This is a genomic window from Lentilactobacillus parabuchneri DSM 5707 = NBRC 107865, assembly GCF_001435315.1.
Classification (GTDB): domain Bacteria; phylum Bacillota; class Bacilli; order Lactobacillales; family Lactobacillaceae; genus Lentilactobacillus; species Lentilactobacillus parabuchneri.
Window position 1 is genome coordinate 1 of sequence record NZ_AZGK01000010.1, and the last position, 24,844, is coordinate 24,844.

Consider the following 24,844-nt stretch of genomic DNA (forward strand, 5'->3'; position numbering starts at 1 on the left):
CGTGAGCTGAGACTTTTGTCCCAGCCTCTCGTTTTCCTGTGAGTGGATATCATCTAATCAAAATCCGCGACAATCCGCTGATCCAAAAAGACATTTTATTCCACCACACTCATCCAAATTAAACCAGTCCCTGGGCCATCATTGCTTCTGCAACCTTTTCAAACCCGGCAATATTTGCGCCAGCCTGATAGTCCTTGTCCAACTTATATTTCTTATCGGCAGCCTCTGACTTGGCGAAAATATCTTCCATGATATCCTGCAGGCGATTATCCACCGTTTCAAAGCTCCAAGCCAGCCGCTCACTATTTTGACTCATTTCAAGCGCTGACACAGCCACGCCACCGGCATTGGCAGCTTTTCCAGGGCCGTACAGCAAGCCGCCATCCCGATAAATCGCAATTGCGTCTGGGTAGCTTGGCATATTGGCCCCTTCACACACGCATTTGGCACCATCTTTAACGATCAACTTGGCTTGATCCTTGTTGATCTCATTTTGAGTTGCGCAGGGCAAAGCCACGTCATAGTCAACGTCAAAGTCCCAGACAGATCCGCCATGGTATTCAGCTGAAGCGACCCGATCCGCGTACTCACGAATACGGCCACGTTCAACTTCCTTGATTTGTTTGACAACTTGATAGTCAATTCCCTTGGGATCATAGATATAGCCGTTGGAATCGGAAACCGTGATGACAGTTGCTCCCAACTCGGTTGCCTTTTGAATCGCATAGGTGGCCACATTTCCGGAACCGGAAATCTTGATTTTCTTTCCAGTCAGCGTATCTCCTTGAGCTTTCAGCATCGCGTTCGTGTAGTAAAGCAGACCGAACCCAGTGGCCTCAGTTCTGGCAAGACTACCGCCAAAGGTGAGCCCTTTTCCAGTCAGAACGCCATTTTTAAATCCGTTCAGTCGTTTATAAGCTCCAAACAAGTAGCCGATTTCCCGTCCACCAACCCCAATATCGCCGGCAGGAACATCCAAATCCGGACCAATATGACGTTGTAGTTCGGTCATAAAGCTTTGACAAAAGCGCATGATTTCGGAATCGGATTTGCCCTTTGGATCGAAGTCACAACCACCCTTAGCGCCACCGATTGGCAATCCGGTCAAACTATTTTTGAGAATTTGTTCAAAGCCCAGGAATTTGACCACGCTCAAGTTAACGCTGGGATGTAACCTCAGTCCACCCTTATATGGCCCGATTGCGGAATTAAACTGAACCCGAAATCCACGGTTGACGTTAAATTGACCGTCATCAGACTGCCAAGGAACCCTGAATTGAATGACCCGTTCCGGCTCCACCAATTGTGCTAAAAGGTTTGCTTTAACATATTCAGGATGGGCCTCCAAAGTGGGTGCCAAGCTATCCAAAACGGTAAATACCGCCTCTTGAAACTCCTTTTGGTCAGGGTCACGATGGTCAATTTGATCTTTAATCGATTCAATATATGTCTTTACGTTGGTCAAGGTTATTCCTACTTTCTGTTTTGGCTTTGGGAACAAATAACGGCTCTAAATAATCATTCACTTCTGAAGAACTAATTTATATTGTTATGTCATATATTAGCAGATTTTCGATGATATTTCTTCACATTATATGAATAGTTATTTAAAGGATCACAGATTCTAAGATTGAGGGAATTGGAAAACGGTTGCTAGGACTGGTTTTTCCTTCAGCCTATTGCATTTCTATTTTGTCATCAACAGTTATTGATTTGTGAAATGGCATTAATAATTATTCGTGTTCGACAGGTATATTTTCACTTCTATCTAGCCGAAATGAGCTCCACAAACCAGGATAGGCCAAATAAAGACACAATCCCAGCCATGCGAATAATCGCATAACTGGGATTGTGTCTTTATTTGGCCTATCCTAAACGGTTTGTTGCGCTCTCTGTTTTATTCAAACATCTTCTTCGTCGCCTTGGCTAACGTCTTTATATCCTTATCATAACGCGGATTTTTGACCAACTTGGCCATTGGGACCCCCGCAAAGTGGTACGCTGCGATTTCACCCGAGCGGACCGCACTTTGTTCCGTAAAGACCATTTGGTATGGCTGCTCTACGAATTCGCCCGTAAATGCCAAATTAGTTGAGTGTTCCGGAATAACCTTTGGCCGATCCGTCTTGGCCCGGTTATTGAATAGCGCGGACGCATACGGCATATATGCTGGAATGCAGTTGATGACGCTGTCCATAATTTCTTGCTTCTTATCCATGATGTTACCCGGACCTGGGTCAACCTTTGAGAGCTGTCCGAGCAATTCCTCAAGCATTTCCTTACCCGTCATCTTGATGTACTGCTTATCAACGAACTCACCCTTTCGACGTGGATACAAGAAGTAACCCCAGATAACCGCCTCGTTTGCCTTTTGGGTCGTGAAATGAGGCTGGTGGTGGACCACAATCGACATGTTAACGTCTTTATTGCCCATTGGTGTAATCGGTGTCGTCGAGATAAATGAGTTCAAAGCATTCCCAGGAACTTGAGTCGTAATCCTGGTAATTTCATTGAGTAAAATATGATCCTTGGTCGTCAGCGTGAAACTAATCCACTCACTGGCATTCCGGTCGTTGAAGAACTTATCCGGATTACCCAAGTTGTAAAAGCGGTTGGTTGCTTTCTTCCACAAGCTGGCAGCAGCGCCGTAGTCCATGTTTTCGGCAGCTGGCGTATTGAAATCGCCAAGTGTTGCCGAGTCGGTGATTGAACCGTTGGTGAAAATAACCGCCGTATCATCGTCAACCGCAACGTCTTCTTCCTCGCCGGTTTCGGTATTGGTCATGCGCAAAGCAGTCACAGTAATTTCATCCTGCATCGGTGTGTCCTTGAATTCAAAGTTCGTCACCCGTTGATTGAGAACAATCTTGACGCCCTGCTCCTTCAAATAATTAATCAGCGGCAACATGATACTTTCGTATTGATTGTATCGGGTCCGGTTAACGCCGACCAAGTGCTCAATCTGTGTAAACTCATAAATCATTTGGTGCATGTAACGGCGCAGTTCTTGCGCTGAACTCTGGGTTCTAAACGCAAAGGTTGTCTCCCACATGTACCAGAAGTTGGTGGTAAACATGTGAGGATCATCCTTAAAGTAGTCAGCAATCGTCACATTATCAAGCTTTTCTTCCTTAGAATCCGGCATCAACAAAAGTTCAGTCAACTTCATTCTGTCCTTATTATTAAAACCAAGCTTACCGCCATTAATAATTCCCTTGCCGCCTTCCATTAAACGGGCTTTATCAAAGGTCCGGTGGTTGGCATCAAATTCACGGGTATCCTCTGCGGCAGTCATCCCCGGTTCAGTTGCCGATGGGACACGACTGAGCAGATCCATTAAATCCACGTAGGTTCGGTAGTTGAGCATCCGACCGCCACGAGCAACGAAGCCTTTCGTATTTTCAAGGGGGTGAACCTTGTTCCAATACTCCCCTGCAGCCTCGTTGGCGGGTGAGCCATCATTCGAACCGTGATCATCAATTGAATAAAAGGTGATTTGGTCACCCTGCCAGTGGCCTTCTTGAATTAAATAAACAGCCGCAGCCATATTGGCCAAACCGGCACCAATTAGAATTGCTTTATTTTTTGTCATTAAAAATTCCTCCAAACAAACTCAATTATTTTGCCTCGTACTCATCATACAGGTGTGAATCGTCTTCAAACCAGCCGATTGATTTCAAGAAGCAGGCACCGGCAACAATGACACCCACCCCAGTTAAAATTAATACTGTGTGTTTCATATCCAATCGCTCCCCGTTTCAAATTTCAGCGAAAATGACGTTGTTCTTTGTATCTGCCTCTATTGTAGTAGAAATTCGGCATAAGTGTATGGACAATGTCTACATAACTGTCCATATTTTGGGAAACGTTCTCACAAATCCCCACGGTGCTTGTTTTCAGAAATTTATGAAAGTAATTGAAAATAAAACTTACGAGATATCTTTTTTTATGGTAGTGTAATCAATTGTCGTGAATAATTATTTTTTAGAATTTAGAATTAGGAGAAACATTTTATGGAAAAATCGTTAACCGCAGATCAAACAATTGCACAACCAAAACAAAAGCAGGCTGCTAAGCCCGTTGACCGACCATTTCTTGCCATGCTGGGAATGCTCATCGGCGGCTTCGTCGGAATGTTGAGTGAAACATCACTGAATATCGCCCTGCCAAGCTTAATTACCGAGCTTCACACCAGCATTGGTACCATGCAATGGTTAGTGACCGGCTACATGCTGGTCATCGGAATTGTCCTGCCAATGTCATCACTACTACAAAGAATTTTTACCACCCGTTCACTGGTCTTATTCGCCCTGTGTGACTTTATCGTCGGCGCCGTCATCTCCGCGTTGGCACCAAACTTTGCTATTTTATTAGTCGGTCGAATGATTCAGGGAATTGCGACCGGATTGATTTTACCACTGATGTTTACCGTGGCCACTTTAATCTTTCCACCCTATAAGTTAGGGTCCGCGATGGGGATGATTGGTTTGGTCATCATGTTTGCGCCAGCTGTTGGCCCAACACTTGCCGGAATGATCTTGGGAATTCTTTCATGGCACTGGATTTTCTGGTTATTCGTCCCATTCTTGTTAATCGCGTTCGTTTTAGCTGTTAAATTTTTGCCAAACGTCGGCGACATCACCAAGCCCAAAATCGACTGGTTATCACTGATCCTTTCAACAATTGGTTTTGGTGGTTTAGTGACCGGTGTCAGCTTGGCCAGTGATTCTGGTTGGACCTCACCTGAGGTATTGGGTACTCTGATCGTTTCATTACTGGTTCTTGCATGGTACATCCGACGTCAATTAGTTTCTGAAACGCCCATCTTAAACTTCAGAGTTTTCAAGAAGAGCCAGTTTACAGTTGGCTCCGTTCTGGTAATGCTCGACTTTGCGATCATCCTTTCATCCATGTACCTCTTGCCAATGTTCTGGCAAAATGGGTTGGCAATTCCAGTTGCTTTAACCGGAGTTGTGATGCTGCCCGGTGGACTGGTTAACGCCATTGTATCCGCAGTTGCCGGCCGATTCTCAGACACTGTCAGCACCAAGTTATTAACGACCTTAGGCTTTGGTATCACCATTATCGGAATTGTGATGTTGCTGCTTGCCAGTTCAACGTCACCAATGTGGTATGTCATCTTAGCTCATATTGTCATCATGATGGGTGTGCCAATGGCAATGTCTCCTGCCCAAACATTTGGATTGGGTGCCTTGGATGAACAGACTTCTGGCGACGGAAGTACCATCATGAACACCTTCCAACAAATTGTCGGCGCCATTGCCACGGCGATTGCAACCAGCCTCTTGGCATTCGGCCAAAACGCCGCTGGCCAAGTCAGTCATCAAATCGCATTTACCAATGGTGTTCACGTTGGTTTATGGTTTACATTGATTGTCGCTGCCGTTGCCTTCCTGCTTTCATTTACCATTAAGGATCGCAAGCGGGCTTAACAAAATAGTTCCAATCAAAAAGTCGCCGGACAAAATCCAGCGACTTTTTCATACATAGTATTAATTATTCAGTCGTCTTCTCAGAATGTTCCGCCACCAACTGCTTGACCGCCTTCATTGCAGCTGCCAATGCTTCATCGCTGGCTGCGTAGCTAACTCGGACGTAGCCATTATCACCAAATGGATCTCCTGGCATCAAACCAATGTGATAATCCTTTGCCAAAACGTTAACGAAATCCCAGCTGTTCATATGCAGATTTTCAGGGATTTTCGCAAAGACGTAGAAGGCCCCACCAGGGTGAACAACGTCAAAGCCGGCTTCCGCCATCTCTTTGGCGACAAAATCACGCCGCTTCTCATATTCCACCAACATTGGTTTGGAGTCATCTTGGCCATGAGTTAACGCCTCGATTGCGGCAAACTGCACGATTGAGGCTGCAGCAGTGACCGTGTATTGGTGAACTTTAGCGATTTCATCAATAAATCCGCTGGGACCAAAGACCAATCCCAATCGATATCCAGTCATGGCATGTGACTTGGAAAGGCCATTTACCACCACGGTTTGATCAGGAAGGACATTTGAGATCGAGTAATGTTTCTGCCCGTATGTCAGTTCGCCATAAATTTCATCGCTAATGACCCAAATGCCATTGTCCTTCAAAACCGTCGCAAGTGCAGCGATTTGTTCTTCCGTATAAGCCACACCGGTTGGGTTGTTTGGATCTGTCAGAATCAGGCCTTTGACATCCCAATCAGGATGGTCGTTAATTGCTTGTTGGACTTTTTCTGGAGTTAAGATAAAGCCATCATCACTGGTATCAATTAAAATCGTATTCAGCTCGTTTAAGGTCGTCAACGCATTATACAGCGGATAAGCCGGCGTTGGGATAATCACGGCGTCACCGGGCTTAAACAGGGCCTTAATGGACGATGCAACAGCTTCAGTTGCACCGACGGTTACCAAAATTTGGTCAGCGGTGTAATGATAACCAAATTTTTCCTGATAATACGTGGAAGCTGCCTCTCTCAGCGGCTGATAGCCCCAATAGTATGGATAATGAGATTCGTTATTGTTAATCGCGTCAATTGCTGCTTGCTTAATGTGTTCAGGAACATTGAAGTTGGGCTCTCCCAAAGTCAACTTAATAATCTTTGGGTCGGCGCTGATGTCATGATCGAATTTCCGCATTGCGGAAGGCATGACTTTTAACACATAAGGATTAATCTTATCTAATTCCATGATGGTAGCCTCCAGAAAAATCTATATTTTACAAATCTGTCATCAAACGGCAAAAGTTATTGTTAATAATATAACAATTTCATGAGAAGTCAATGCTAATCCGCAGAATTGTATAATTATTCTTTAATCTATCGAACCATGAGTATTGCTCAAGCAGCATTTAAATATTTTGGGTATTCTTTCATTGGGATGTCAGGTAAGAAAGGCTTATTTTTCCGGGAAGGGCTCTACTTGCAACACATTTTCACGATACGTTGCCCAGTAAACATCCCGGATATTATCGATTCCCTGCTTGGAAAGCTCAGCGTCCAGCCACTCCTGGTCTTTTCCCATCACATCCAAAACATCGGGATCAATTTGGCCATCGACAATCACAGGATAGCGAATGCTGCCTTCTCCCCGATTCAAAACAGTTAGTTGGCCGTTTTGCTCCAAAATAGCCCGCTTAACATCTCTAATATCGTAAACTCCGGCTGTTCTAAGCTTGAAGTCCACGTCTTTGGCGGATAAGTTGGCGCGAATACAATTTTCGACCAGCATCTCACCGTTTCGAACCAGCGTGATCGGTTCGCCTTCAATAAACTTGCCAAACCAATGAATGTGGGTCTTGAGATAACGGGTCACCAGAATTAACAGCGCCCATAACAGAAGAATCACCAAGAATTGAGCCATTGTAATCGCCGGATTATAAATCACCCCACCGATAATGCCACCAAGGACATAGTTTTGTAGTTGATCCATCGCCGATGTGGGTGCTAAATTTCCTTTACCGGTTAGATTGATAAGACCGTAATAAATAAGAAACCAACGATTAGTTTTAATGCAACATCTGAATATGTAAACATGTTAGCGTGCCTCCTCAACTTTAATGCGACTGGATGAATCCAGCTCAACTTTTTCCAACACAAAGGCCGTTCCATCAGCATTGTAATCCACTCGATAGAAGCCATTCGGTGCCTTGACCATCAAATTTGCATTTTGGGTGGTCGAGTTAACGCTGACCTTTTCGGGTGGCAGTTCAAGCCGCTTGGCAACCTGCCTGACGGTTTGGGTAATCTGCCCGGTTTGTTTGGATGAAGATTGAATGGCACTAAAATCGTTATATTGAACTGCCAGCACTAACAGAAGCAGTGTCGCGACAATGATGCTTAAATCCTTGTATTTAATGTCCAACCGGTTGCGCAAATAGTGAATCAAAAACAAGATGAAAATAACTGCCAGCACGCTTAAAGCGATCACTCGCGCGTACTGCCAGTTACTTTGGGAACTTTTGAGATAGTCATACGTATAAAAAGTCATTGCGTTTCCCCCGCTTTATTTAAAGTCTTCTTAATTCTATCTCAAAGTTCATTTTTGGTAAAATGATTGCTAGTTGTTAATCCATTTCTTAATACTATTCCAACTGTAGTTATTGACAATAATCCGTGGCGTCTGCTTGAGATTACTGTGATTGGTCACAATGCCGTCATTCAACGTCAAAATCACCTTTAAGCCGGGTTGGTTGGAAAGAAACTTCTGGATCTGGGAATCACCACTTCCGTATGGATAGGTAAAAATCGGCGACCGGTAGCCCACTTTTTCCTTCAAAACTCTTTGGCTGGTCGCATAATCACGTGTAAACCTCGTGTAGTTGGACGGAATATTAAAAACTGGCGTCCCGTGATCGACCATGTAGTGCATATTGTTGGTGTGGACCCCAAAGGTCACCAGACCGTGAGCACGTTTTTGAAGCCGTTGAATCGCCGGCCAAGTTGCCAGTTTAGTCCCCTGCTTGTACCAGCCAGTATTGCCGGTAATAATCGATTGGGTAAATGGATAATGTAACTTTTGGAGAACCGGGAAGGCATTTTCAATCGATGTCCGGTCGATATCATCAAACGTAATGACGACATACTTGCCATGAATGGGACGCTTGCTGTGGGCCATGGCCATCATTTGCTTAATTGAAATCACCTTGACGTGATGTGAGCGCAAATAATACATCTGCTTTTTAAATGACGGCAGGTTGACGTTAAAATCATGGAACTGGGTGTTAGGCGACACCGCCTCGTCAAATTTGACAAGCCCGGTTGGATTGAGAATGCGATGGTACGAAAAGACCATAATGCCATTTTTGACTCGTTGGTCCCGCTTCGAAATCGCAAAATCCGGCCGGTTTCCCAATTGATACTCAATATTGTGTCGAACGCTCACAGCCAGCAGTGCTAGAAAAATCACAATAAATCCGCTTAAAATCCACTTACGACTTGTCCTGCTCATGGCGTTTTGCCTCCCGTTCCAATTTTTTAATCCGCAGCCAGCCAAAGACTGTCATGAAACCAACCATTACCAACACCAGCATCGCAAATCTTGCGTAGGCATAATACGACAGGTTCAAGAATAAATAGTCCGACACTAACGTATCCGAATAGGCATTGAGTAAAAAACAAATGTTGACGTAGATAATGTAAATTGTCATCGCCCACAACATCACTAAGAAGATGAACCGTTCCAACCGTTTAAAAATCGAAGACCGTTTTCGAATAATCAGATTCGTTTCCTGTTTGTCTTTTTTCATCGTCAAAGCCCCCGATCCGGACTGCTCCAGCTGCCGGAACGCTCAGGGTCAAGAAAGAATGATCCAAGGGCAGTCAAACAGCTGACCAGATTGATAAACCAGTAGAAAACAACGTATAACGGCAGCAGTGACAAGTCCTGCCATTTGATGAAATCAGATTCCTTGGAATCGGCATAGCCAATCCAAAACTGCACCAGACTAATCAGCAACAGCAAGAATAAAATCACGCCATCCATAATGATGTCACCAGTAAATAAAATGGTGATCAGATAAAAAAGCGTTACGAACGAACAACTAATCGCCCACAAATCACTGATAATCATATCAAGTAGCAGCCATTGTTCACTCAAATGGCCGGTAATAAACATTCCCCGGTTGCGGAACAAGACTTCAAAGCCACCCCGAGCCCAACGTCTTCTTTGGTGAATCAGGTCCATAATCTTTTCAGGAACCAGGATCCAGGCCACGGATTGCGGACAGTAACGGACTTGCCAACCGTGTTGGTATAATCGCCAGGTGATGTCAATGTCTTCCGTGATTGCGTCAACGTTCCACCAACCGGCGTCGATGATCGCTGCTCTGCGATAGGCAACCACCACACCTGAAACCGTGGTGATATGGCCGATGACAAACGCCTGACCACGTTTGATGATGTCAATCACGCCCACGTATTCCAATAGCTGAAGTCGGCCCAAAATACTCGTCCGATTTCGAACAATTGGCTTACCGGCAACTGCACCTACTTTAGGATTGTCGTAAAAGCGTGCTAACATCGGCTCTAAGACATTTTTGTCAACGTAGCAGTCGGCATCCAGGCAAAGTAGGAATTCACCAGAAGCGACCTTCGTACCCTCGTTTAACGCGTTGGCTTTTCCCTTGTTGATCCTAATATCGACAATTTTAATTGGAAATTGCTCGTGATACCTTTTTTTAAGCGAATCCATGACCGCCAGCGTATTATCGTGACTGCCGTCATTAATCAAAACCAACTCGATCTTTTGATACGTAATCTTGGCGATCGACTCCACCACTTGCCCAAGCGTTTCTTCTTCATTGTGGGCTGGAACCAAAATCGAAACCAACTCGTCAGGCTGTCCTGCATGAGTATTTCGAAGTGGAATCCGTCGTTCTTGAATCGAAAAAAAGATGGATCCGGTAATCCAAACGGTCGATACAATAACCGGATATAAAATCACAAAGTAACTGATTGTGTTCATAAGTAATCCCCCCAAACAAATATGTTACCGATCCTCTGCTAGCTTTAAGAACGTTTTAATGAACTTATTGCTTGCCTGGTATACCTGCTGGTCCGTAATCGATCCAGCGGCGTCTGCCCAAAGTGAAACACTGCTGCCAACAATTCCCCGTTTCGACTTCAATGTTGTGTCATTATCGTTGTGCCAAAGTGTCGGTTTCCAATACTGCTTCATGTCACTAATCATGTAGTTCACGTTTTTCTTGGAAATATTTGCCTTCGAAAGGTTGAAATACAGGTAATAATCGTTATAGTTCAGCACCTTAAACCCGTGTTTGATCAGCTTCGGCATTGAGGCCCAGTACTTTTGTCGTTGTTTCCCGAGACTTCCGTGTTGATCGGCCGTCCAACTCCAGTAGGTCACTTGAATGTCTTTATTGAGCTTGCTTAAGCTGCTGTTCAAGAAGCCATCGTTCCATGCTTCAGGAATAAAGCCCATTTTCTCCACGTTTTGACTCGTTGCGTTCAAGTATTTAACGTAGGGCGCATTACTTTTCACCTTGTCTGTAAATTCATCCCCGCCTAAATGAAATCGGGCATTACTCTGATTGGCAAAGTCTTCTCCGACTTCATCATTGAGCTTGTTAACAAACTGAATGCCAGCCTGATTAAGATGAATTTCATCACGATAACTCTTGGAATACCAGCTGACCTGCTTAGCCAACTTGGCCTTGCCGTTTGCTTTCATGGTTTCAACCAAGGCCGTGACGTGGGCCGGTGTATCAATTTCTGGAATCAACGTAATCCCCTGCCGCTTAGCGTCTTTAACCAGGCTTTTGATCTCTGCTTGGCTATAGAAAAACTGATTGGTTTTCTTGTTATGCCAAACGCCGTTAATTTTCCTGGCGTTTTTGATCGATTGGCCAACGTAGTTATTTTCAATCGCAAAGTCCTTGTCATCGCTAAAATGAAGCTGGATAAAGCTGCCGTGGTTATCGGCAACCAAGTGAATATACCTTCTCAACGTTGATACCCGGTAGTGTCTCCGCGACACATCCAGCGTCACACCGTTGAATTTCCCGTATTCCGTATTTGAACTTGAATGGGTTGTTGCGGCTTTATGAGCTGTGCATCCCATCAATAAGACCATTAAAGGCATTAATACCAGCCAACTCTTATGTACCATGTAAGGTTCCCCCGATAATTCAAATTTTGAAACATATTTGTAACATTTAATCAGGGTCCATATTAACAAACTTCAAAAAAAATTCTATCAACAAGTCCATTTTCCAACGAAACGTTAGACTCTCTTAACAATTAATAAGATTATTATTAGAATGACTTGTTATTGTGAACAAATTGGGAATAGGGCAATTAAAAGAGGGCCACATCAGCTTTCTCGGCTAATGCGGCCCTCTCATCAAAAGGTCATATTATTATATTTTAATCACTTCGACTTAAACACTTCGACGCTTGAAGATAACGTAGCTGATCGCCATAAAGATCGCGGTGTACACTAAACTTCCAGCGATCATTTCAGGTGTTGAAAGCAGCGTCATTTTATGAAACGAGCTTGAGACCAGTTGATTTGATAGATTCATCATGTTCAGCGGGTTCCACTTGAGCCATTCCCACTTTTGCATCAATACGAACATGATGCTGGAAACGATGTTAAGCGCAAAGTAGCCGATAATTCCAATTGAAATTGCGGCAGCTGTACTTTTGAAAATGTTGGCCAGTAATAAAACCAGACTCAGTACCAACCAAATGGTTAAAAAGGACCCAACAATTCCCAGCCATTGCGTTTCCATCACCGTATGACCACCTGAATATTTATCGGAAAGCTGAAATTTGTCGTTGAACAACACAACCTTCATAAGAAGTGACCAGACGAATGCGACAACGTAAAAATAAATTGAGTAAAGCAGCATGGTGATCCATTTACTGACAAGAATCTCACCACGGTAATACTTTCGATACAGTAGTTCTTTTATCGTGCCATACTGAAACTCCATGGCAATAATCGAACTGCAGGCTGCAATCATGAACAACACAATCCAGTTGATACCGGTGAACAGTTGGACAAACTGATCCTGCGGCTGACCCCAGTACTTCGGATGGCTACGACTCAACACCGCAAACAAAGTCATCAAAATCAAAAGCGTTGCCGAAACCGCATAGGTACTTTTCTTGTGGAGCAACTTAAAAGTTTCTTGTTTTACTAACGTTATCATTCTATGACTCCTTTACTTTGTCGTTTTTAAGCAGGTTCAAAAGGGATGTTTCCAAATCACTGTGGACATGTTGAACGTCTTCAATATCAACGCCATTATCAGACAATAATTTGATCACATCGGCCATCTTGGTCTGCTCAGTTTCGATGATGCTCAGCTTATCGCCGTCATCAAGCTGATAGCCATTTTGGCTCAACACGTCCTTGGCTTTGGCATCGTCAGAAGTCTTCAAAACAAGTAACTTCTTGCTACCACTTTCAAGCTCGGCCATGCTTTGGGTGTATACGATCTGCCCCTTGTCAATGACAACCAGATCATCAACCAACTTTTCCAATTCACTTAGGATATGACTGGAAATTAAGAAAGTTGTGCCTTGCTTAGCCAAGTCCAAGATAATTTTCCGCAAATCCTTGTTAGCTTGTGGATCAAGCCCATTCATCGGTTCGTCCAGGATGACAAACTTAGGCCGATCAACCAGAGCCAATGCGATCCCAAGCTTTTGTTTCATACCTAAAGAGTAGGTCTTGGCCTTGCGGTTTATGTATGAATCCATCTTCATCTTATCGACAATATCCATAATTTGGTCTTTGGAAGTCGATTCCTTTGAAAATAGCTGCAAGTGTTGGTAACCGGTCAAAAATGGGTAAATGCCCGGATACTCAATCAAGGCGCCCACCTTGTCCATTGCTTTATGGCTGGTTGGTGAAACTAATTCGCCGTCAATTGTAATTTTTCCGCTCGAGTAGTTAAATAGTCCTAGTACGGCTTTCATGATTGTTGATTTACCAGCACCGTTTGGGCCAACTAAACCAACAATGTGACCAGTCTGAACTGAAAATGAAACATCTTTAAGAACCTGTTTACGACCAAAGTTCTTGTTAAGGTGTTCCACGTTTAATATTGCGTCTGTCATGTGTTCCTCCTAAATAATGTGTGTGAGCACGGTTCTACAAGTAAAATCCCATTCAATTTTAGCGAATGGTTGGTCCTAAGGATAACATATGTGTTAAAACTTATACAACACCCCACTTCTCATCATTTCGGCAAAATATCTGCTATGATGGGGTTGGGAATGAACGAAATGTATATCAGAATTAAGAAATCGAGGTAATTCTGCTTATGACAAAAGCTTTAATGGTGGTCACAAATAACCCGAAGTTCAAGAAAATTCAGCGGGCAACCGGCATCTGGTTAAAAGAAGCCACCCATTTCAACAAAGTGATGGTGGATAATGGCATTGACGTTGACTATGTCAGTCCGCAGGGTGGCTACGTCCCAATTGACCCACTGAGTATGGGAACTGACGATATGGATATGATTGATTGGGAATACTACTCGGATGATGTTTTTAGAAATCAACACCTGGCAGCCTCCAAAAAGCCAAGCGATATTAATCCAAACGACTATGACGTCATTTATTTTGTGGGTGGTCACGGCACCATGGGCGACTTTCCAGATAACAAGGACCTGGCTCAACTCGCCGAAACGATTTATCAAAACGGCGGCATTGTGTCAGCGAATTGTGTTGGTGTTTGCGGTTTGCTGGCGATGCGCTCAGAAGATGGCCAGCGTTTTATCCACGGACGCAAGCTGACCGGCTTTACAAACGATGAGGAAGCACTCAATGGCCTCACCAACGATGTTGATTTTCTGCTTGAGGATGAGCTGGCAAAAGCCGGGGCTGCCTTTTCAAAAGGAACGCCATTTGAATCGCACGTTGTCGTCGACGATCGACTGATCACCGGGCAAAATCCCAATTCAGCCGCAGGGGTTGGCGAAGCAGTGATTAAAGAATTATTGCAATAAATTAAGCTGTGTGAAGGATAATCCATTAAGGATGATCTCAGAACACAGCTTATTTTTTATAAAAAAGATCCGCCATCAACGGCGGATCTTTGAAGATTAATTCATGTTTAGTAACTGATACTTCTACTGATTAATATTTTCTTCTTCGATATCTTCCAAACTACGGCCCTTGGTTTCTGGAACACATGAGTGAATGAACCAAACACCCAATAGACAGATGACACCAAAAATTGCGAATACGGCGTCTTGTGGCATGCTGGCAGTCATAATAGGGAAAAGAAGTCCAACTGCGAAGGAACCAACCCAGTTAGCCGATGAAGCGGCTCCTGAAGCCCGACCACGAATGGCCAACGGGAAGACTTCACCAATCAAAACCCAAGTTAATGGTGCCCATGTAAATGAGTAAGCCGCAACATAAATACTCAAGAATGCCACAATTAATAACGGGCTTGAGTTCGGCAGCAACATTTTAATCACTGTTGGCAGCAGGAATGATAATCCCATCACTGTCCCGCCAAGAATCAGCAGCGTTCGTCGCTTAAATTTATCGGCAATTACAAGGAACACTAACGAGCCAATCACTAAGATAATGCCTTGAATAATTGGCCACATCAAAGCTGAATTTGCGGCCGTGCCTGTTGCTTTTTCAACAATCAACGGAATGTAGTAGAAAATCGCATTGGCTCCTTGGAATTGTTGGAAGGCCGCAACTCCAATTCCGGCAATTGCCAGATAACGATACTTGGAACTGAAAACCGTTCCCCAAGTCGTTGCTTTTGAAATTTTCTTCTCTTGTGAGGCAGTGTCTTGAATCTGTTCAAGCTCATCGTCAATTTCCTGATCATTTTCGCGAATGTAACTTAAAACGCGTCGGGCATCATCTGAACGACCATTTTTTACTAAAAATCGTGGTGATTCAGGGAGCTTCAAAACGCCAAAGAACAAAATCAGAGCTGGCAATGCCGCTAAGCCCAGCATTGAGCGCCAAGCCATATTTTCTGGAAGATCTTTTAATACGAAATCCATGATATAAGATAGCAGCATCCCTGAAACAATCATCGTTTGGTTAACACCGGTCAATCGGCCACGCATCTTAGCAGGCGCCATTTCTGACATGTATGCTGGAACCAGCGCTGATGAAGCCCCAACTGCCAGTCCCAGGAATACACGAACGGCAATTAAATAAAATTGGCCATCATGTGGCGAAACAGCTGACAGAAGAGAGCCCAGCATAAATACCAGTGCGGAAAGCAAAATCATCTTACGGCGGCCCAATTTGTCAGAAAGCTGTCCGGCAATTGCACCCCCGAATATTGCGCCCAACATAACGGCAGACGTTATCCAGCCGACAATTCCAGCATTGTTCTGCAGACCCCAATCAGTTTGCAAAAATGGCAGTGCGCCAGTCATAACACCAATATCATATCCAAATAGAATCCCACCAAATGAACCAAAGAAATAAATAAATCCACTTGAGATTTTCTTTTCAGTTACTGCAGCTTTTTCCATCATCATTCTCCTTTAGTCGTCTAACTAACATTTTGACTTAATCCCAGACACCAAATTGAAAGGGGTTACAATACAAATCAGATGAATTCCATTTGCTTTATATTAAACTAAGCTCTCTCTAATCCTAGTAATCATAACGCTTACATTCGTCTGAACAACGTTTGTCTGGTCATCATTCATCAATATCCTATTTCTATAATTGGTTATGATACCGGATTCATCCGTACAAATCAAGTAGTAAAACCAGTTATCGTACAAATAACCAGATTACGCTACAAAAAATGCCCTCACCACAGTATTTGTGGCGGGGACACATTTTTTACTAATATCAGTATTACGTTTACTAAAAGGTTATAACCCAGTCAATTTATAATTACTATAGATGATATAGATAGTATCAGAGGTGTTTCATTCTGACTTCTGAATGCTTCCCTGAATGTCGTCATTGGAAAAGTCATGTTGCATATAATCCTTATCGCTGACCGGAAGATGCTGTTCAAACGTATCAAACAATTGATAACTGACATCGCCCTTTACGAGGTGGAAGCCCAAAACATGTCCACCAAATTGATGATCGTCTGAAATGAAGTGGTGATGAAAACCACCAACGGCCGCCCCATTGAACACTTGTGGCGAATAATAGCCAAGTAGCGTCCCAGTTATTTGGTCCCGTGTGAAGACACTCTGATTTTCAGCAGTCTCCGTCAGCGTTTTATATGGCGGTGTCGATTTAGCAGCTGCGCGGGTCTGAATATTAGAGAAAGTCCCCTTAACTTCAATCGAGAAAAACGTATTAGAGGCCCGGCTTAAAGAAACGATTTGTCGGTTCAGCTCTTCTTCATCAACATTTTCAAGTTCTGCCAGCGGAGCATATCTGGCAAAGTGGGCATTGGCAAACGGCATCGTCAATGAATCCGAAGCGAGTGTGATGTCTCCAGTCGCATGGACATGATATGGTTTGCCAGCTAAGATAATCAGCTCACCATCCAAGCCTTCGCCAGTGCCGATTCCAGTATCGCCGTGTTTTAAAAGCTCACCCATACTGATGGTGCCCTTTAACAATCCCGGAACTAATAACGCTAAAGTACCGTGCTGATACAACGTAATGTGATTTGGCATGTCAAGACTCCCTATCATTTCAAAATAAAAGATCGATCAATTTTATGTTAGCACTTCCGCATTATGATATGACAGTATTTGTGAAAAGTTTGTGAATTGTCCCCGACTTACGAGAGATTTGTGATAAAATTTAGCCAAAATGAGGATGAGGTATCGCTTAATGAAATATTCCACTTTACTATTTGACGTTGATGATACGCTGCTGAACTTTCAGGCCGCTGAACACGCCGCAATGAAAAAACTGTTTGAAAGTATCGGGCAACCACTGACCCCTGCTGTCTACCAGGATTACCATCAGCTAAACGAAAGCTTGTGGCAACGATATGAGCTTGGTGAAATTAGCCGCCAAGAACTGTTGGACACACGCTTTACCCTGTTTTTCAGTAAATACGGGCAAGCAGTCGATGGGCAAGCTTACGAGAAACGATATCGTGACTACTTGGCAGAAGGACACAGTCCAATGCCCCAGGCAAAACAATTATTGGCAGACCTTAATGCCAACCATGACATCTTTGTGGTGACAAACGGCATCGCCAAAACTCAGCATCGCCGCTTAAATGAATCCGGATTGGCACCATATTTCACCAACGTTTTTGCCTCGGAGACCGTTGGGGTTCAAAAACCGGATCCAAAGTTTTTCGACTATGTCGCCCAACGGATTAACGGTTTTTCAAAACCCAAGTCGCTGGTTATCGGTGATTCGCTGACTTCAGACATTAAGGGTGCGACCGCTTATGGTTTGGATTCCGTTTGGTTCAATCCGACTCACAAAATTAACAAAACGCCTGCCAAACCGACCTATGAAATTGACCAATTATTACGCTTAGAAGCAATTGTTTAGGTGAACGCTTACAAACCAGCCATGAATAACATTGGCTGGTTTTTTGTTAGCTTCTCATGTCAGATAACATCACAATTGTTCTTGCATCCCCTTAATCATTAACATATACTAAGTAGTTAATTAGAATATATCTAATTATATGTTAATCTTATTCAGAATTAAGGAGGTTCAAACATGCAAGTATTCAGCCAAAAACGGATTACCAGCAACATTATCAAAGGTTCTTTAGGGAATATGATTGAATGGTTCGACTGGTATATTTATGCATCATTTGCAATTTATTTTGCGGGCTCATTTTTCCCCGACGGGAGTCAAACCGTCGAACTTTTGAGTGCTGCTGCTATTTTCGCGGTTGGCTTCCTGATGCGACCATTCGGAAGCTTTATTATGGGTAAATACGCTGATCGAAAAGGCCGGCGAGCTGCGCTGACTCTCTCCGTCAGCATCATGGCCACCGGGTCACTTTTAATCGCGGTTATTCCAACCTACAGTTCTATCGGAATCTTTGCGCCTTTGCTGCTGGTATGTATCCGACTTGTTCAAGGACTCTCCTTGGGTGGCGAATACGGAATTTCTGCCACCTATCTTTCTGAAATGGCTACTCCTGGACGCCGAGGTTATTACGCATCGTTTCAATACGTGACCCTCATCAGCGGCCAACTCATTGCGCTGACCGTTCAAATTATCCTTCAGGCGATCTTATCCGATGCACAGCTGCGGGCATTTGGCTGGCGAATTCCATTTGTCATCGGGGCGATCGGGGCAGTTGTCGTCTTATACCTGCGACTGTCGATGGACGAAACGAACCAATTTAAAAATACTGAGAAAACACAACCGGTCAGAGGGACGTTGCACGAATTAGCCAAGTATCCCAACCAAGTCTTAACGGTTGTTGGCCTCACGTTCGGCGGCACGATCGCCTTTTATACGTATACGACCTATATGCAAAAATATATGATTAATTCACTTGGCTTGCCTCCAAAACTCGTAACCATGATTAACTTTGTGGCCTTATTGATCTTCATGGCCCTTCAACCAGTATTTGGGCATCTCTCAGACAAAATTGGTCGCAAGCCGCTTCTATATTGGTTTGGCATTGGCGGCACATTGCTGACGGTTCCCATCTTTTTGTGTCTCAAAGCATTTGATACGCCAGTGGCCTCATTTTTCCTGATGCTTTCCGGCCTGCTGATTGTCAGTGGTTATACCTCAATTAATGCGATTGTTAAAGCAGAACTGTTTCCAACCGAAATCCGGGCACTGGGTGTTGGTTTCCCGTACGGGCTGACTGTTGCGATCTTTGGTGGGAGTGTCGAGTATATCGCCCTTTGGCTCAAGAATATCGGCCACGAAGATTGGTTCTTCTACTATGTTTCAGCAGCGGCGTTTGTCAGCTTCCTCGTCTACGTTCGCATGTTGGAAACATCCAAGAATTCCAAGCTCGAAGAAGACGTTGTTTCTGTGCCTGATGAACCACAAAAGCCAACGGTCGCCGGCCCACGGGATCATTAAGATTCTCAACCGTCAACTTCCTTGAAACTCTGTCACCCAGCCGGTACACTATGGTTGTATCTGACATCATCGTTATTGGGGAGGCAAAAAAATGGCAGAGAATTACGATTTTCCGAAAACACGTGAACAGTTAAACCAATTGGTCGCTGATCTCAGTCAGCTGCAAACCAACATCCAACAGACACATTGGTACATGCGTGGCGAGAACTTCTTTCGTCTTCATCCATTAATGGACGACTACAACGACGAGCTGGCGGACCAATTGGATAACGTTGCTGAACGATTGATTGCGATCAACGGTTCACCGTTTGCAACCACGCATGAATTCATCGAGAACACTGGCTTACCTGACGAAAAGGTTACCTGGGATCAATTGACCATGCGTGATTTCATTCAACGACTGGTTGATCAATTCAAGTACTTGCGCGATCAATATCAAAAGGGAATCGAAATCACTGACGAGGAAAAAGACTTTCCAACTCAAGATATGTTAAACGGCTTTAAGGAAGCGATCGATAAGAACATTTGGATGCTCAACGCTTACCTTGGCAAGGGTCCATACGACGAATAAGGTCTAATAGGTAAATACGAAAATGGGTTGAAATCAATTTGTTTCAGCCCTATTTTTATTGAAAATAGGTTTTAAGGAGGAATTCATTTTGGTTAACTCAGTAAAAATTGGTAAAAGCGATGTCCTCAGCGGTCCACTTGGACTTGGGACAAACAAGGTCGGTGGCCACAACCTGTTTGATGGCTTGAAAGATGAAGATGGCGCTGAAGTTGTGAAAACCGCCCTCAACGATGGCATCAGCTTGCTTGATACGGCATTTATGTATGGACTAGGCAAATCCGAAGAAATTATTGGAGATGTCACTCAGAATTTTGATCGTTCCAAATTCGTTATTGCCTCTAAGGCTGCCCAGGATCCAAATAACGACTTAAAGCCCAACAACGATCCCAAGTTCCTCACCAAATCAATTGATGAGGCGTTGGAACGCTTAAAAACCGATTATATCGATATCTTCTATATTCACTTTCCAGATGATCACACACCAAAGGCCGAAGCAGTTGATGCACTGGCCCAAGCAAAGAAAGCCGGAAAAATTCGAGCAATCGGAATTTCTAACTTTACGCTCGACCAAATTAAAGAAGCTAATGCGGACGACCAGGTTGATGTTGTCGAAAATCACTATAGTCTATTACACCGGGATGCCGAAAAAGAAGTTTTCCCTTACCTTAAGGCCAATCATATTTCGTTTGTTCCTTATTTTCCACTGGCCTCGGGTTTACTGACTGGTAAGTATCACCAAAACGATGCCGGTAAATTCAGCCAGTTCTCTACAGATGAATTTAGCAACATCATCGCCAGTTTGGCGAGAGTCAAAGCAATTGCCGACAAACATCAAGCGACAATCGCCCAGACCATTTTAGCCTGGTATATTGCTAACCCTAACATTGCTGTGGTAATTCCTGGCGCCAGACTTCCCGAACAGGTTGACAGCAACGCCAAAGCGCTGGACGTCCAGTTGAGCCAGGCAGAATTCAATGAAATTGATCAGTTGTTTTAGTGGATTCAAATAATCGATTACAAATTAATAGTTGAAATAAGGCCGAGTCGGAAGCGAACACTTTTGACTCGGCCTTATTTGTCTGGTAATTCCATATTATCTAATTGAACGCGCTCCAACCTGGCTGATGCTAACAAACGGCATCACATCTCAAAAATATAATCACGTACCTGCTGGGCGGCTCGCAAACCAAAGACAACAGTTTCCGATAGCGAGTTTCCACCGATGCGATTACCCCCATGAAGCCCGCCAACCACTTCGCCGACCGCATATAGACCGGGAATTGGCTGACCATCGTCTCTTAATACTTCGGCCTGATCGTTGGTTTTAACGCCACCCATTGTGTAATGAATCGCAGGAGCAACGTGAATTGCGGCGTATGGTGGCGTTTCAAGCAAGTAACGCCCTGTCTTGCGACCAAATGCAATATCCAGTCGATTAGAAACCGACTCATTCCACTTGTCAACAGTTCGAGAAAGGGTTTCACCATCCACGCCAAGCTCTTGAGCAAGACTGGTTAGATTATCAGCGGACTTAACTAAGCCCACATGATCATAAAAGTCAATGGCTTTGGCACGGCTTCGAACAGCCGCATCAAAAATTAGATATGCACCGGTACCGCCTAATTTTTCGATCGCAGCTGTGACCTTGTCGCGGGTTTCCAGTTCATTCACAAACCGGTTACCGTTTTGATCAACCAGGATTGCACCCTCGCCGCGGACGGTTTCGCCGATCAGATAAACATGATCGGTATCTTGCTGGACGGTTGGGTGAACTTGAATTCGATCCATATCAACCAACCTTGCGCCAATGTCTTTAGCAAGTAAAATGCCGTCCCCGGTGTTGCCCGGTTGATTAGTCGTCTGATACTTGTTTAAATCAGGTCGGTACTCGCTAATCAATTTCTTGCTTGCCCCAAAACCACCCGTAGCGATGATAACGGCCCTCGATTGGATTATTTGTTGACCCACCTCGGTTTGAATTTGAACGCCCGTCACTTTGACTTCGGTCAAAATGCGAGTCACTTTAACATTGCAGAACAAGGGAATTTGCCTAGCCTGGACCTGCTTTAATAAGCCATTGACCAGGTAGGCGCCAATCGCTTCTTTTGAACGTGGCCGATGTGTCCGCGGAACGCTCATCCCGCCACTAATCGTTAGGTCGTCAAGTTGGACCCCTTCTTTGTAGAGCCACTCGCGGCGCGCGCACCATGTTCGGTAAAGTACTTAAGTAAGTCCGGGTCATTTTGCCCATGACCGCCACGCAGGGTTTCATAGTAGAATTGACCAACGCTGTCTTGAATCCCCTGTTCGGTCTGGACAAATGTTTCAGCCGCGTTCATCCCGGAAGACGCCCGCTTGGTATCCCCTCCAACAGTAAGCATTTTTTCCAAAATGACCGGATGAAGCCCCAATTCTGCCGCTTTAATGGCGGTGGTCAATCCGGCGCTTCCTGATCCAATCACGACGAGATCATATTGCTTTTCTAATTTATCTAAAGAAGTCGGTTCAAATCTTTCTGACATGGGTTTCTTCCAATCTTTCAAATTTATTGTGCCCGTCTTGGCGCGAGTCCATTCGGGCCGTGCATTTTAACGCTTGCGGCAAGTGCCCGCCAGGCGCTGGTATAAAGTTGTGGCCGCTGACCGTTCCCAAGTCTTCTGGCTTGTTGTTCACAATACGCAGTCACAAATGTTGGCGAATACTTATCATCCAATCGTTGCCCACCTAAGGTTAACGGCAGCTTGATTGGTTTGTAGTTTCCACTTAAGATTGCGTTTGGCAAATCGGGTTGAAGAACCATTGGTGTGCAAATCCCGATCATATCAGCATCGTGTTTGCCTAATGCTTCTTCCATGGTCGAGATGTTTCGAAAACCACCACTTAGGACAATCGGGACGTTTACAAGTTGATGCATCATATGTGCATATCCGGAAAAGCCCACCGCCGAATTCTCGTAGTCATCACCAGAAATTTCAATCAGATCAATTCCCAGCGCTGCCATTTTTTGAATCACAGCGATCGAATCGTGTTCGGTAAACCCGTCCACGTTAAGGTCCAATGCGCTCATCTTGAGACTAATCGAAAACTGCGCACCACAAGATTCGCGAATCCCTTCATAAATATCAACCAAAAAGCGCATCCGGTTTTCCAGTGAGCCGCCAAACTCGTCGTTTCTGTGATTATCAGTTCGCGATAGAAACTGATTGACCAGGTAGCCGTAAGCTCCGTGAATTTGAACTCCCGTAAAGCCGGCGTTTTGGGCAATTTCAGCCGTTCGCACGTACTTGGCAATTATCTCATGGACTTCGGCGTTTGTGAGCTCACGTGGTGGATTAAAGGCTTTGGCATTCGGCCCATAAATTGGAATCGCGCTTGGTGCCACCGGTTGTGACGACAAATATTTTGGCGACTGTTTTCCTGGATGATTAAGTTGCATCCACAATTGAGTATGGTTTGCGGTACCTGCCTCAGCCCACTGTTTTAAAATTGGTAAGCTTTGTTCATCTTCGACAACCACATTGCCGGGTTCTGCGATAGCGCGATGGTCAACCATGACATTTCCGGTCACCACAATTCCAGCTCCGCCAGCCGCCCAGGTTTGGTAGAGCTTTGCATAGGCTTCAGTCGGTTGATGGGCATCAGTTGCCATCGTCTCACTCATTGCGGATTTAAAAAAGCGATTTTTAATCCGTTGTCCGTTCGGCAACGTCAGCGGTTTGGCAATTTGTAAATAGTTCATTTCAATCGCTCCTTTCAGTCAATCTCTTTTAATTTCGGTTGAGTTTGTTTTAATGGTAACCCGAAACTTTTTCAAGGGCAATTATCATTACCAACATTAAATCAAATTTTCAGTTACAATAAACCTAGAGGTGATTATTCAATGGATGATCAATGGCTATCTCAACTGCCAATCAAGGGGATTACCAAAGCAATCCCGGTTGGCGGCGGTGATGTAAATCAAGCATTTCGCTTAGAAACTAAAGATGACACCTATTTCCTGTTGGTTCAGCCCAATACCAAAGCCGATTTTTATGCCGGTGAAATCGCTGGACTCAAAGCATTCGAAAAAGCCGATGTCTTGGCACCCAGAGTCCTTGGAAACGGCCAAATTAACGGCAACGCTTATTTGGTGCTTAATTACTTGGAACCTGGTTCTGGCGACCAAAGCGACCTTGGCGAACTGGTTGCGAAGCTGCACCAGCATTACAGTCCTAATGGGCAATTTGGCTTTGACCTGCCCTATGTTAGCAACGATGAGAGCTTCGACAACAGTTGGACAGATTCATGGAGCGAGTTATTCGTCGACCACCGTTTGGACCGACTCCGGGACGCATTGATGAAGAAGCACTTGTGGAATGATCGTGATGCCGAAAAATACCAACAGGCGCGAGAAGTGATTTTAGATAAGTTGTCAAAACACGAAAGTGAGCCTTCATTACTTCACGGTGATTTATGGGGCGGAAATTACATGTTCCTGACGGACGGCCGACCGGCGCTTATTGATCCAGCGTCGTTTTACGGTGACCGGGAATTTGACCTGGGGATCACCACTGTGTTTGGCGGCTTTGATGCTGACTTTTATGCCGCTTATAACGCTGTTTATCCACTGGATCCGGGCGCAAACGAACGGCTCAACTTTTACCGTCTGTACTACCTGATGGTCCACACCAACAAATTTGGTACCATGTACAAGAGCAGCGCGGATAGTGCAATGACCCAGATTTTGGAACATAAATAAGATGAATAATTCAACATGCAAAAAACGCTTTGAATCCTGCAAACAGGGTCCAAAGCGTTTTTTACGTCC

At 44.4% G+C, this 24,844-nt stretch carries 21 protein-coding genes and 2 pseudogenes; 7 read left to right on the forward strand and 16 right to left on the reverse strand.

From position 1 onward, the window contains the following. Positions 1-118: 118 nt before the first annotated feature. The 3 genes from gdhA to FC51_RS12650 all read right to left on the reverse strand — a co-directional run bounded on the left by gdhA (position 119) and on the right by FC51_RS12650 (position 3,740). Entirely contained in the window at positions 119-1,465 is a 1,347-nt protein-coding gene (gdhA, locus tag FC51_RS08920) for an NADP-specific glutamate dehydrogenase (RefSeq protein WP_057909584.1), read from the reverse strand. Positions 1,466-1,897: 432 nt separating this feature from the next. Beyond that, complete coding sequence (locus FC51_RS08925; RefSeq protein WP_057909585.1) at positions 1,898-3,592, reverse strand: oleate hydratase; 1,695 nt, start codon at positions 3,590-3,592, stop codon at positions 1,898-1,900. A 25-nt stretch (positions 3,593-3,617) separates the two neighbouring features. Next, complete coding sequence (locus FC51_RS12650) at positions 3,618-3,740, reverse strand: hypothetical protein (protein ID WP_257786596.1); 123 nt, start codon at positions 3,738-3,740, stop codon at positions 3,618-3,620. A 273-nt stretch (positions 3,741-4,013) separates the two neighbouring features. Here FC51_RS12650 and FC51_RS08930 point away from each other — a divergent pair, with 273 nt between their 5' ends. Further along, complete coding sequence (locus tag FC51_RS08930) at positions 4,014-5,453, forward strand: DHA2 family efflux MFS transporter permease subunit (protein WP_057909586.1); 1,440 nt, start codon at positions 4,014-4,016, stop codon at positions 5,451-5,453. 64 nt (positions 5,454-5,517) lie between these two features. Here the strand turns inward: FC51_RS08930 and FC51_RS08935 are convergent, their stop codons facing one another. The 9 genes and pseudogenes from FC51_RS08935 to FC51_RS08975 all read right to left on the reverse strand — a co-directional run bounded on the left by FC51_RS08935 (position 5,518) and on the right by FC51_RS08975 (position 13,592). Further along, positions 5,518-6,693, reverse strand: coding sequence for an aminotransferase class I/II-fold pyridoxal phosphate-dependent enzyme (locus FC51_RS08935; RefSeq protein ID WP_057909587.1), 1,176 nt, complete (start codon positions 6,691-6,693; stop codon positions 5,518-5,520). Positions 6,694-6,900: 207 nt separating this feature from the next. Beyond that, positions 6,901-7,538: pseudogene (locus FC51_RS08940) on the reverse strand (DUF421 domain-containing protein). A gap of 1 nt (position 7,539) precedes the next feature. Next, positions 7,540-7,992, reverse strand: a complete 453-nt coding sequence (locus tag FC51_RS08945; RefSeq protein WP_057909588.1) for a DUF3290 domain-containing protein — start codon at positions 7,990-7,992, stop codon at positions 7,540-7,542. A gap of 69 nt (positions 7,993-8,061) precedes the next feature. Further along, positions 8,062-8,952 (reverse strand): polysaccharide deacetylase family protein, encoded by an 891-nt coding sequence (locus FC51_RS08950; RefSeq protein ID WP_057909589.1) that lies wholly within the window; start codon positions 8,950-8,952, stop codon positions 8,062-8,064. Beyond that, entirely contained in the window at positions 8,933-9,250 is a 318-nt protein-coding gene (locus FC51_RS08955; protein ID WP_057909590.1) for a hypothetical protein, read from the reverse strand. The genes FC51_RS08950 and FC51_RS08955 overlap by 20 nt, the downstream gene beginning before the upstream one ends. A gap of 2 nt (positions 9,251-9,252) precedes the next feature. Beyond that, positions 9,253-10,467, reverse strand: a complete 1,215-nt coding sequence (locus FC51_RS08960) for a glycosyltransferase family 2 protein (RefSeq protein ID WP_057909591.1) — start codon at positions 10,465-10,467, stop codon at positions 9,253-9,255. Positions 10,468-10,491: 24 nt separating this feature from the next. Then, complete coding sequence (locus FC51_RS08965; RefSeq protein WP_225355049.1) at positions 10,492-11,631, reverse strand: family 20 glycosylhydrolase; 1,140 nt, start codon at positions 11,629-11,631, stop codon at positions 10,492-10,494. A gap of 271 nt (positions 11,632-11,902) precedes the next feature. Then, a complete protein-coding gene (locus FC51_RS08970; protein ID WP_057909592.1) occupies positions 11,903-12,679 on the reverse strand; it encodes an ABC transporter permease in 777 nt (258 codons plus the stop codon). A gap of 1 nt (position 12,680) precedes the next feature. Beyond that, the gene (locus FC51_RS08975) at positions 12,681-13,592 is read right to left on the reverse strand and encodes an ABC transporter ATP-binding protein (RefSeq protein WP_057909593.1); all 912 of its coding nucleotides are present in this window, start codon (positions 13,590-13,592) and stop codon (positions 12,681-12,683) included. 206 nt (positions 13,593-13,798) lie between these two features. Between FC51_RS08975 and FC51_RS08980 the strand changes: the two genes are divergently transcribed. Continuing rightward, complete coding sequence (locus tag FC51_RS08980) at positions 13,799-14,485, forward strand: type 1 glutamine amidotransferase domain-containing protein (protein ID WP_057909594.1); 687 nt, start codon at positions 13,799-13,801, stop codon at positions 14,483-14,485. Between the two features lie 123 nt (positions 14,486-14,608). On the opposite strand, the gene FC51_RS08985 is transcribed toward FC51_RS08980, so the two are convergent. Together FC51_RS08985 and budA are read right to left on the reverse strand one after the other, a co-directional pair. Then, positions 14,609-15,994, reverse strand: coding sequence for a sugar porter family MFS transporter (locus FC51_RS08985; protein WP_057909595.1), 1,386 nt, complete (start codon positions 15,992-15,994; stop codon positions 14,609-14,611). A gap of 408 nt (positions 15,995-16,402) precedes the next feature. After that, positions 16,403-17,113: an acetolactate decarboxylase gene (gene budA, locus FC51_RS08990; protein WP_057909596.1), complete on the reverse strand. Its 711-nt coding sequence runs from the start codon at positions 17,111-17,113 to the stop codon at positions 16,403-16,405. Between the two features lie 160 nt (positions 17,114-17,273). Between budA and FC51_RS08995 the strand changes: the two genes are divergently transcribed. The 4 genes from FC51_RS08995 to FC51_RS09010 all read left to right on the forward strand — a co-directional run bounded on the left by FC51_RS08995 (position 17,274) and on the right by FC51_RS09010 (position 21,034). Beyond that, complete coding sequence (locus FC51_RS08995; protein ID WP_057909597.1) at positions 17,274-17,954, forward strand: YjjG family noncanonical pyrimidine nucleotidase; 681 nt, start codon at positions 17,274-17,276, stop codon at positions 17,952-17,954. A 174-nt stretch (positions 17,955-18,128) separates the two neighbouring features. Further along, positions 18,129-19,466 carry an MFS transporter gene (locus FC51_RS09000; RefSeq protein ID WP_057909598.1) on the forward strand — a complete coding sequence of 446 codons (1,338 nt, stop codon included), beginning with the start codon at positions 18,129-18,131 and terminating at the stop codon, positions 19,464-19,466. Between the two features lie 91 nt (positions 19,467-19,557). Next, positions 19,558-20,037 (forward strand): Dps family protein, encoded by a 480-nt coding sequence (locus tag FC51_RS09005; RefSeq protein ID WP_057909599.1) that lies wholly within the window; start codon positions 19,558-19,560, stop codon positions 20,035-20,037. Between the two features lie 88 nt (positions 20,038-20,125). Continuing rightward, positions 20,126-21,034, forward strand: a complete 909-nt coding sequence (locus tag FC51_RS09010) for an aldo/keto reductase (RefSeq protein ID WP_057909600.1) — start codon at positions 20,126-20,128, stop codon at positions 21,032-21,034. Between the two features lie 143 nt (positions 21,035-21,177). Here the strand turns inward: FC51_RS09010 and FC51_RS09015 are convergent. Further along, positions 21,178-22,559, reverse strand: a pseudogene (locus tag FC51_RS09015) (flavocytochrome c). A 23-nt stretch (positions 22,560-22,582) separates the two neighbouring features. Then, a complete protein-coding gene (locus FC51_RS09020; RefSeq protein WP_057909601.1) occupies positions 22,583-23,776 on the reverse strand; it encodes an NADH:flavin oxidoreductase/NADH oxidase family protein in 1,194 nt (397 codons plus the stop codon). Positions 23,777-23,917: 141 nt separating this feature from the next. On the opposite strand from FC51_RS09020, the gene FC51_RS09025 reads away from it, so the two are divergent. Continuing rightward, a complete protein-coding gene (locus FC51_RS09025) occupies positions 23,918-24,775 on the forward strand; it encodes a fructosamine kinase family protein (protein ID WP_057909602.1) in 858 nt (285 codons plus the stop codon). Positions 24,776-24,844 lie beyond the last annotated feature (69 nt).

What these genes read in the sequence shown, in the direction of transcription:
- FC51_RS08965 (WP_225355049.1), bottom strand. Translation starts at nt 11,631, where the DNA reads ATGGTACATAAGAGTTGGCTGGTATTAATGCCTTTAATGGTCTTATTG.
- FC51_RS09000 (WP_057909598.1), top strand. Translation starts at nt 18,129, where the DNA reads ATGCAAGTATTCAGCCAAAAACGGATTACCAGCAACATTATCAAAGGT.
- FC51_RS08935 (WP_057909587.1), bottom strand. Translation starts at nt 6,693, where the DNA reads ATGGAATTAGATAAGATTAATCCTTATGTGTTAAAAGTCATGCCTTCC.
- FC51_RS09020 (WP_057909601.1), bottom strand. Translation starts at nt 23,776, where the DNA reads ATGAACTATTTACAAATTGCCAAACCGCTGACGTTGCCGAACGGACAA.
- FC51_RS08950 (WP_057909589.1), bottom strand. Translation starts at nt 8,952, where the DNA reads ATGAGCAGGACAAGTCGTAAGTGGATTTTAAGCGGATTTATTGTGATT.
- FC51_RS09005 (WP_057909599.1), top strand. Translation starts at nt 19,558, where the DNA reads ATGGCAGAGAATTACGATTTTCCGAAAACACGTGAACAGTTAAACCAA.
- FC51_RS08960 (WP_057909591.1), bottom strand. Translation starts at nt 10,467, where the DNA reads ATGAACACAATCAGTTACTTTGTGATTTTATATCCGGTTATTGTATCG.
- FC51_RS08985 (WP_057909595.1), bottom strand. Translation starts at nt 15,994, where the DNA reads ATGGAAAAAGCTGCAGTAACTGAAAAGAAAATCTCAAGTGGATTTATT.
- FC51_RS08980 (WP_057909594.1), top strand. Translation starts at nt 13,799, where the DNA reads ATGACAAAAGCTTTAATGGTGGTCACAAATAACCCGAAGTTCAAGAAA.
- FC51_RS08925 (WP_057909585.1), bottom strand. Translation starts at nt 3,592, where the DNA reads ATGACAAAAAATAAAGCAATTCTAATTGGTGCCGGTTTGGCCAATATG.
- FC51_RS09025 (WP_057909602.1), top strand. Translation starts at nt 23,918, where the DNA reads ATGGATGATCAATGGCTATCTCAACTGCCAATCAAGGGGATTACCAAA.
- FC51_RS08995 (WP_057909597.1), top strand. Translation starts at nt 17,274, where the DNA reads ATGAAATATTCCACTTTACTATTTGACGTTGATGATACGCTGCTGAAC.
- FC51_RS08945 (WP_057909588.1), bottom strand. Translation starts at nt 7,992, where the DNA reads ATGACTTTTTATACGTATGACTATCTCAAAAGTTCCCAAAGTAACTGG.
- FC51_RS08975 (WP_057909593.1), bottom strand. Translation starts at nt 13,592, where the DNA reads ATGACAGACGCAATATTAAACGTGGAACACCTTAACAAGAACTTTGGT.
- FC51_RS12650 (WP_257786596.1), bottom strand. Translation starts at nt 3,740, where the DNA reads ATGAAACACACAGTATTAATTTTAACTGGGGTGGGTGTCATTGTTGCC.
- budA (WP_057909596.1), bottom strand. Translation starts at nt 17,113, where the DNA reads ATGCCAAATCACATTACGTTGTATCAGCACGGTACTTTAGCGTTATTA.
- FC51_RS08930 (WP_057909586.1), top strand. Translation starts at nt 4,014, where the DNA reads ATGGAAAAATCGTTAACCGCAGATCAAACAATTGCACAACCAAAACAA.
- FC51_RS08970 (WP_057909592.1), bottom strand. Translation starts at nt 12,679, where the DNA reads ATGATAACGTTAGTAAAACAAGAAACTTTTAAGTTGCTCCACAAGAAA.
- FC51_RS08955 (WP_057909590.1), bottom strand. Translation starts at nt 9,250, where the DNA reads ATGAAAAAAGACAAACAGGAAACGAATCTGATTATTCGAAAACGGTCT.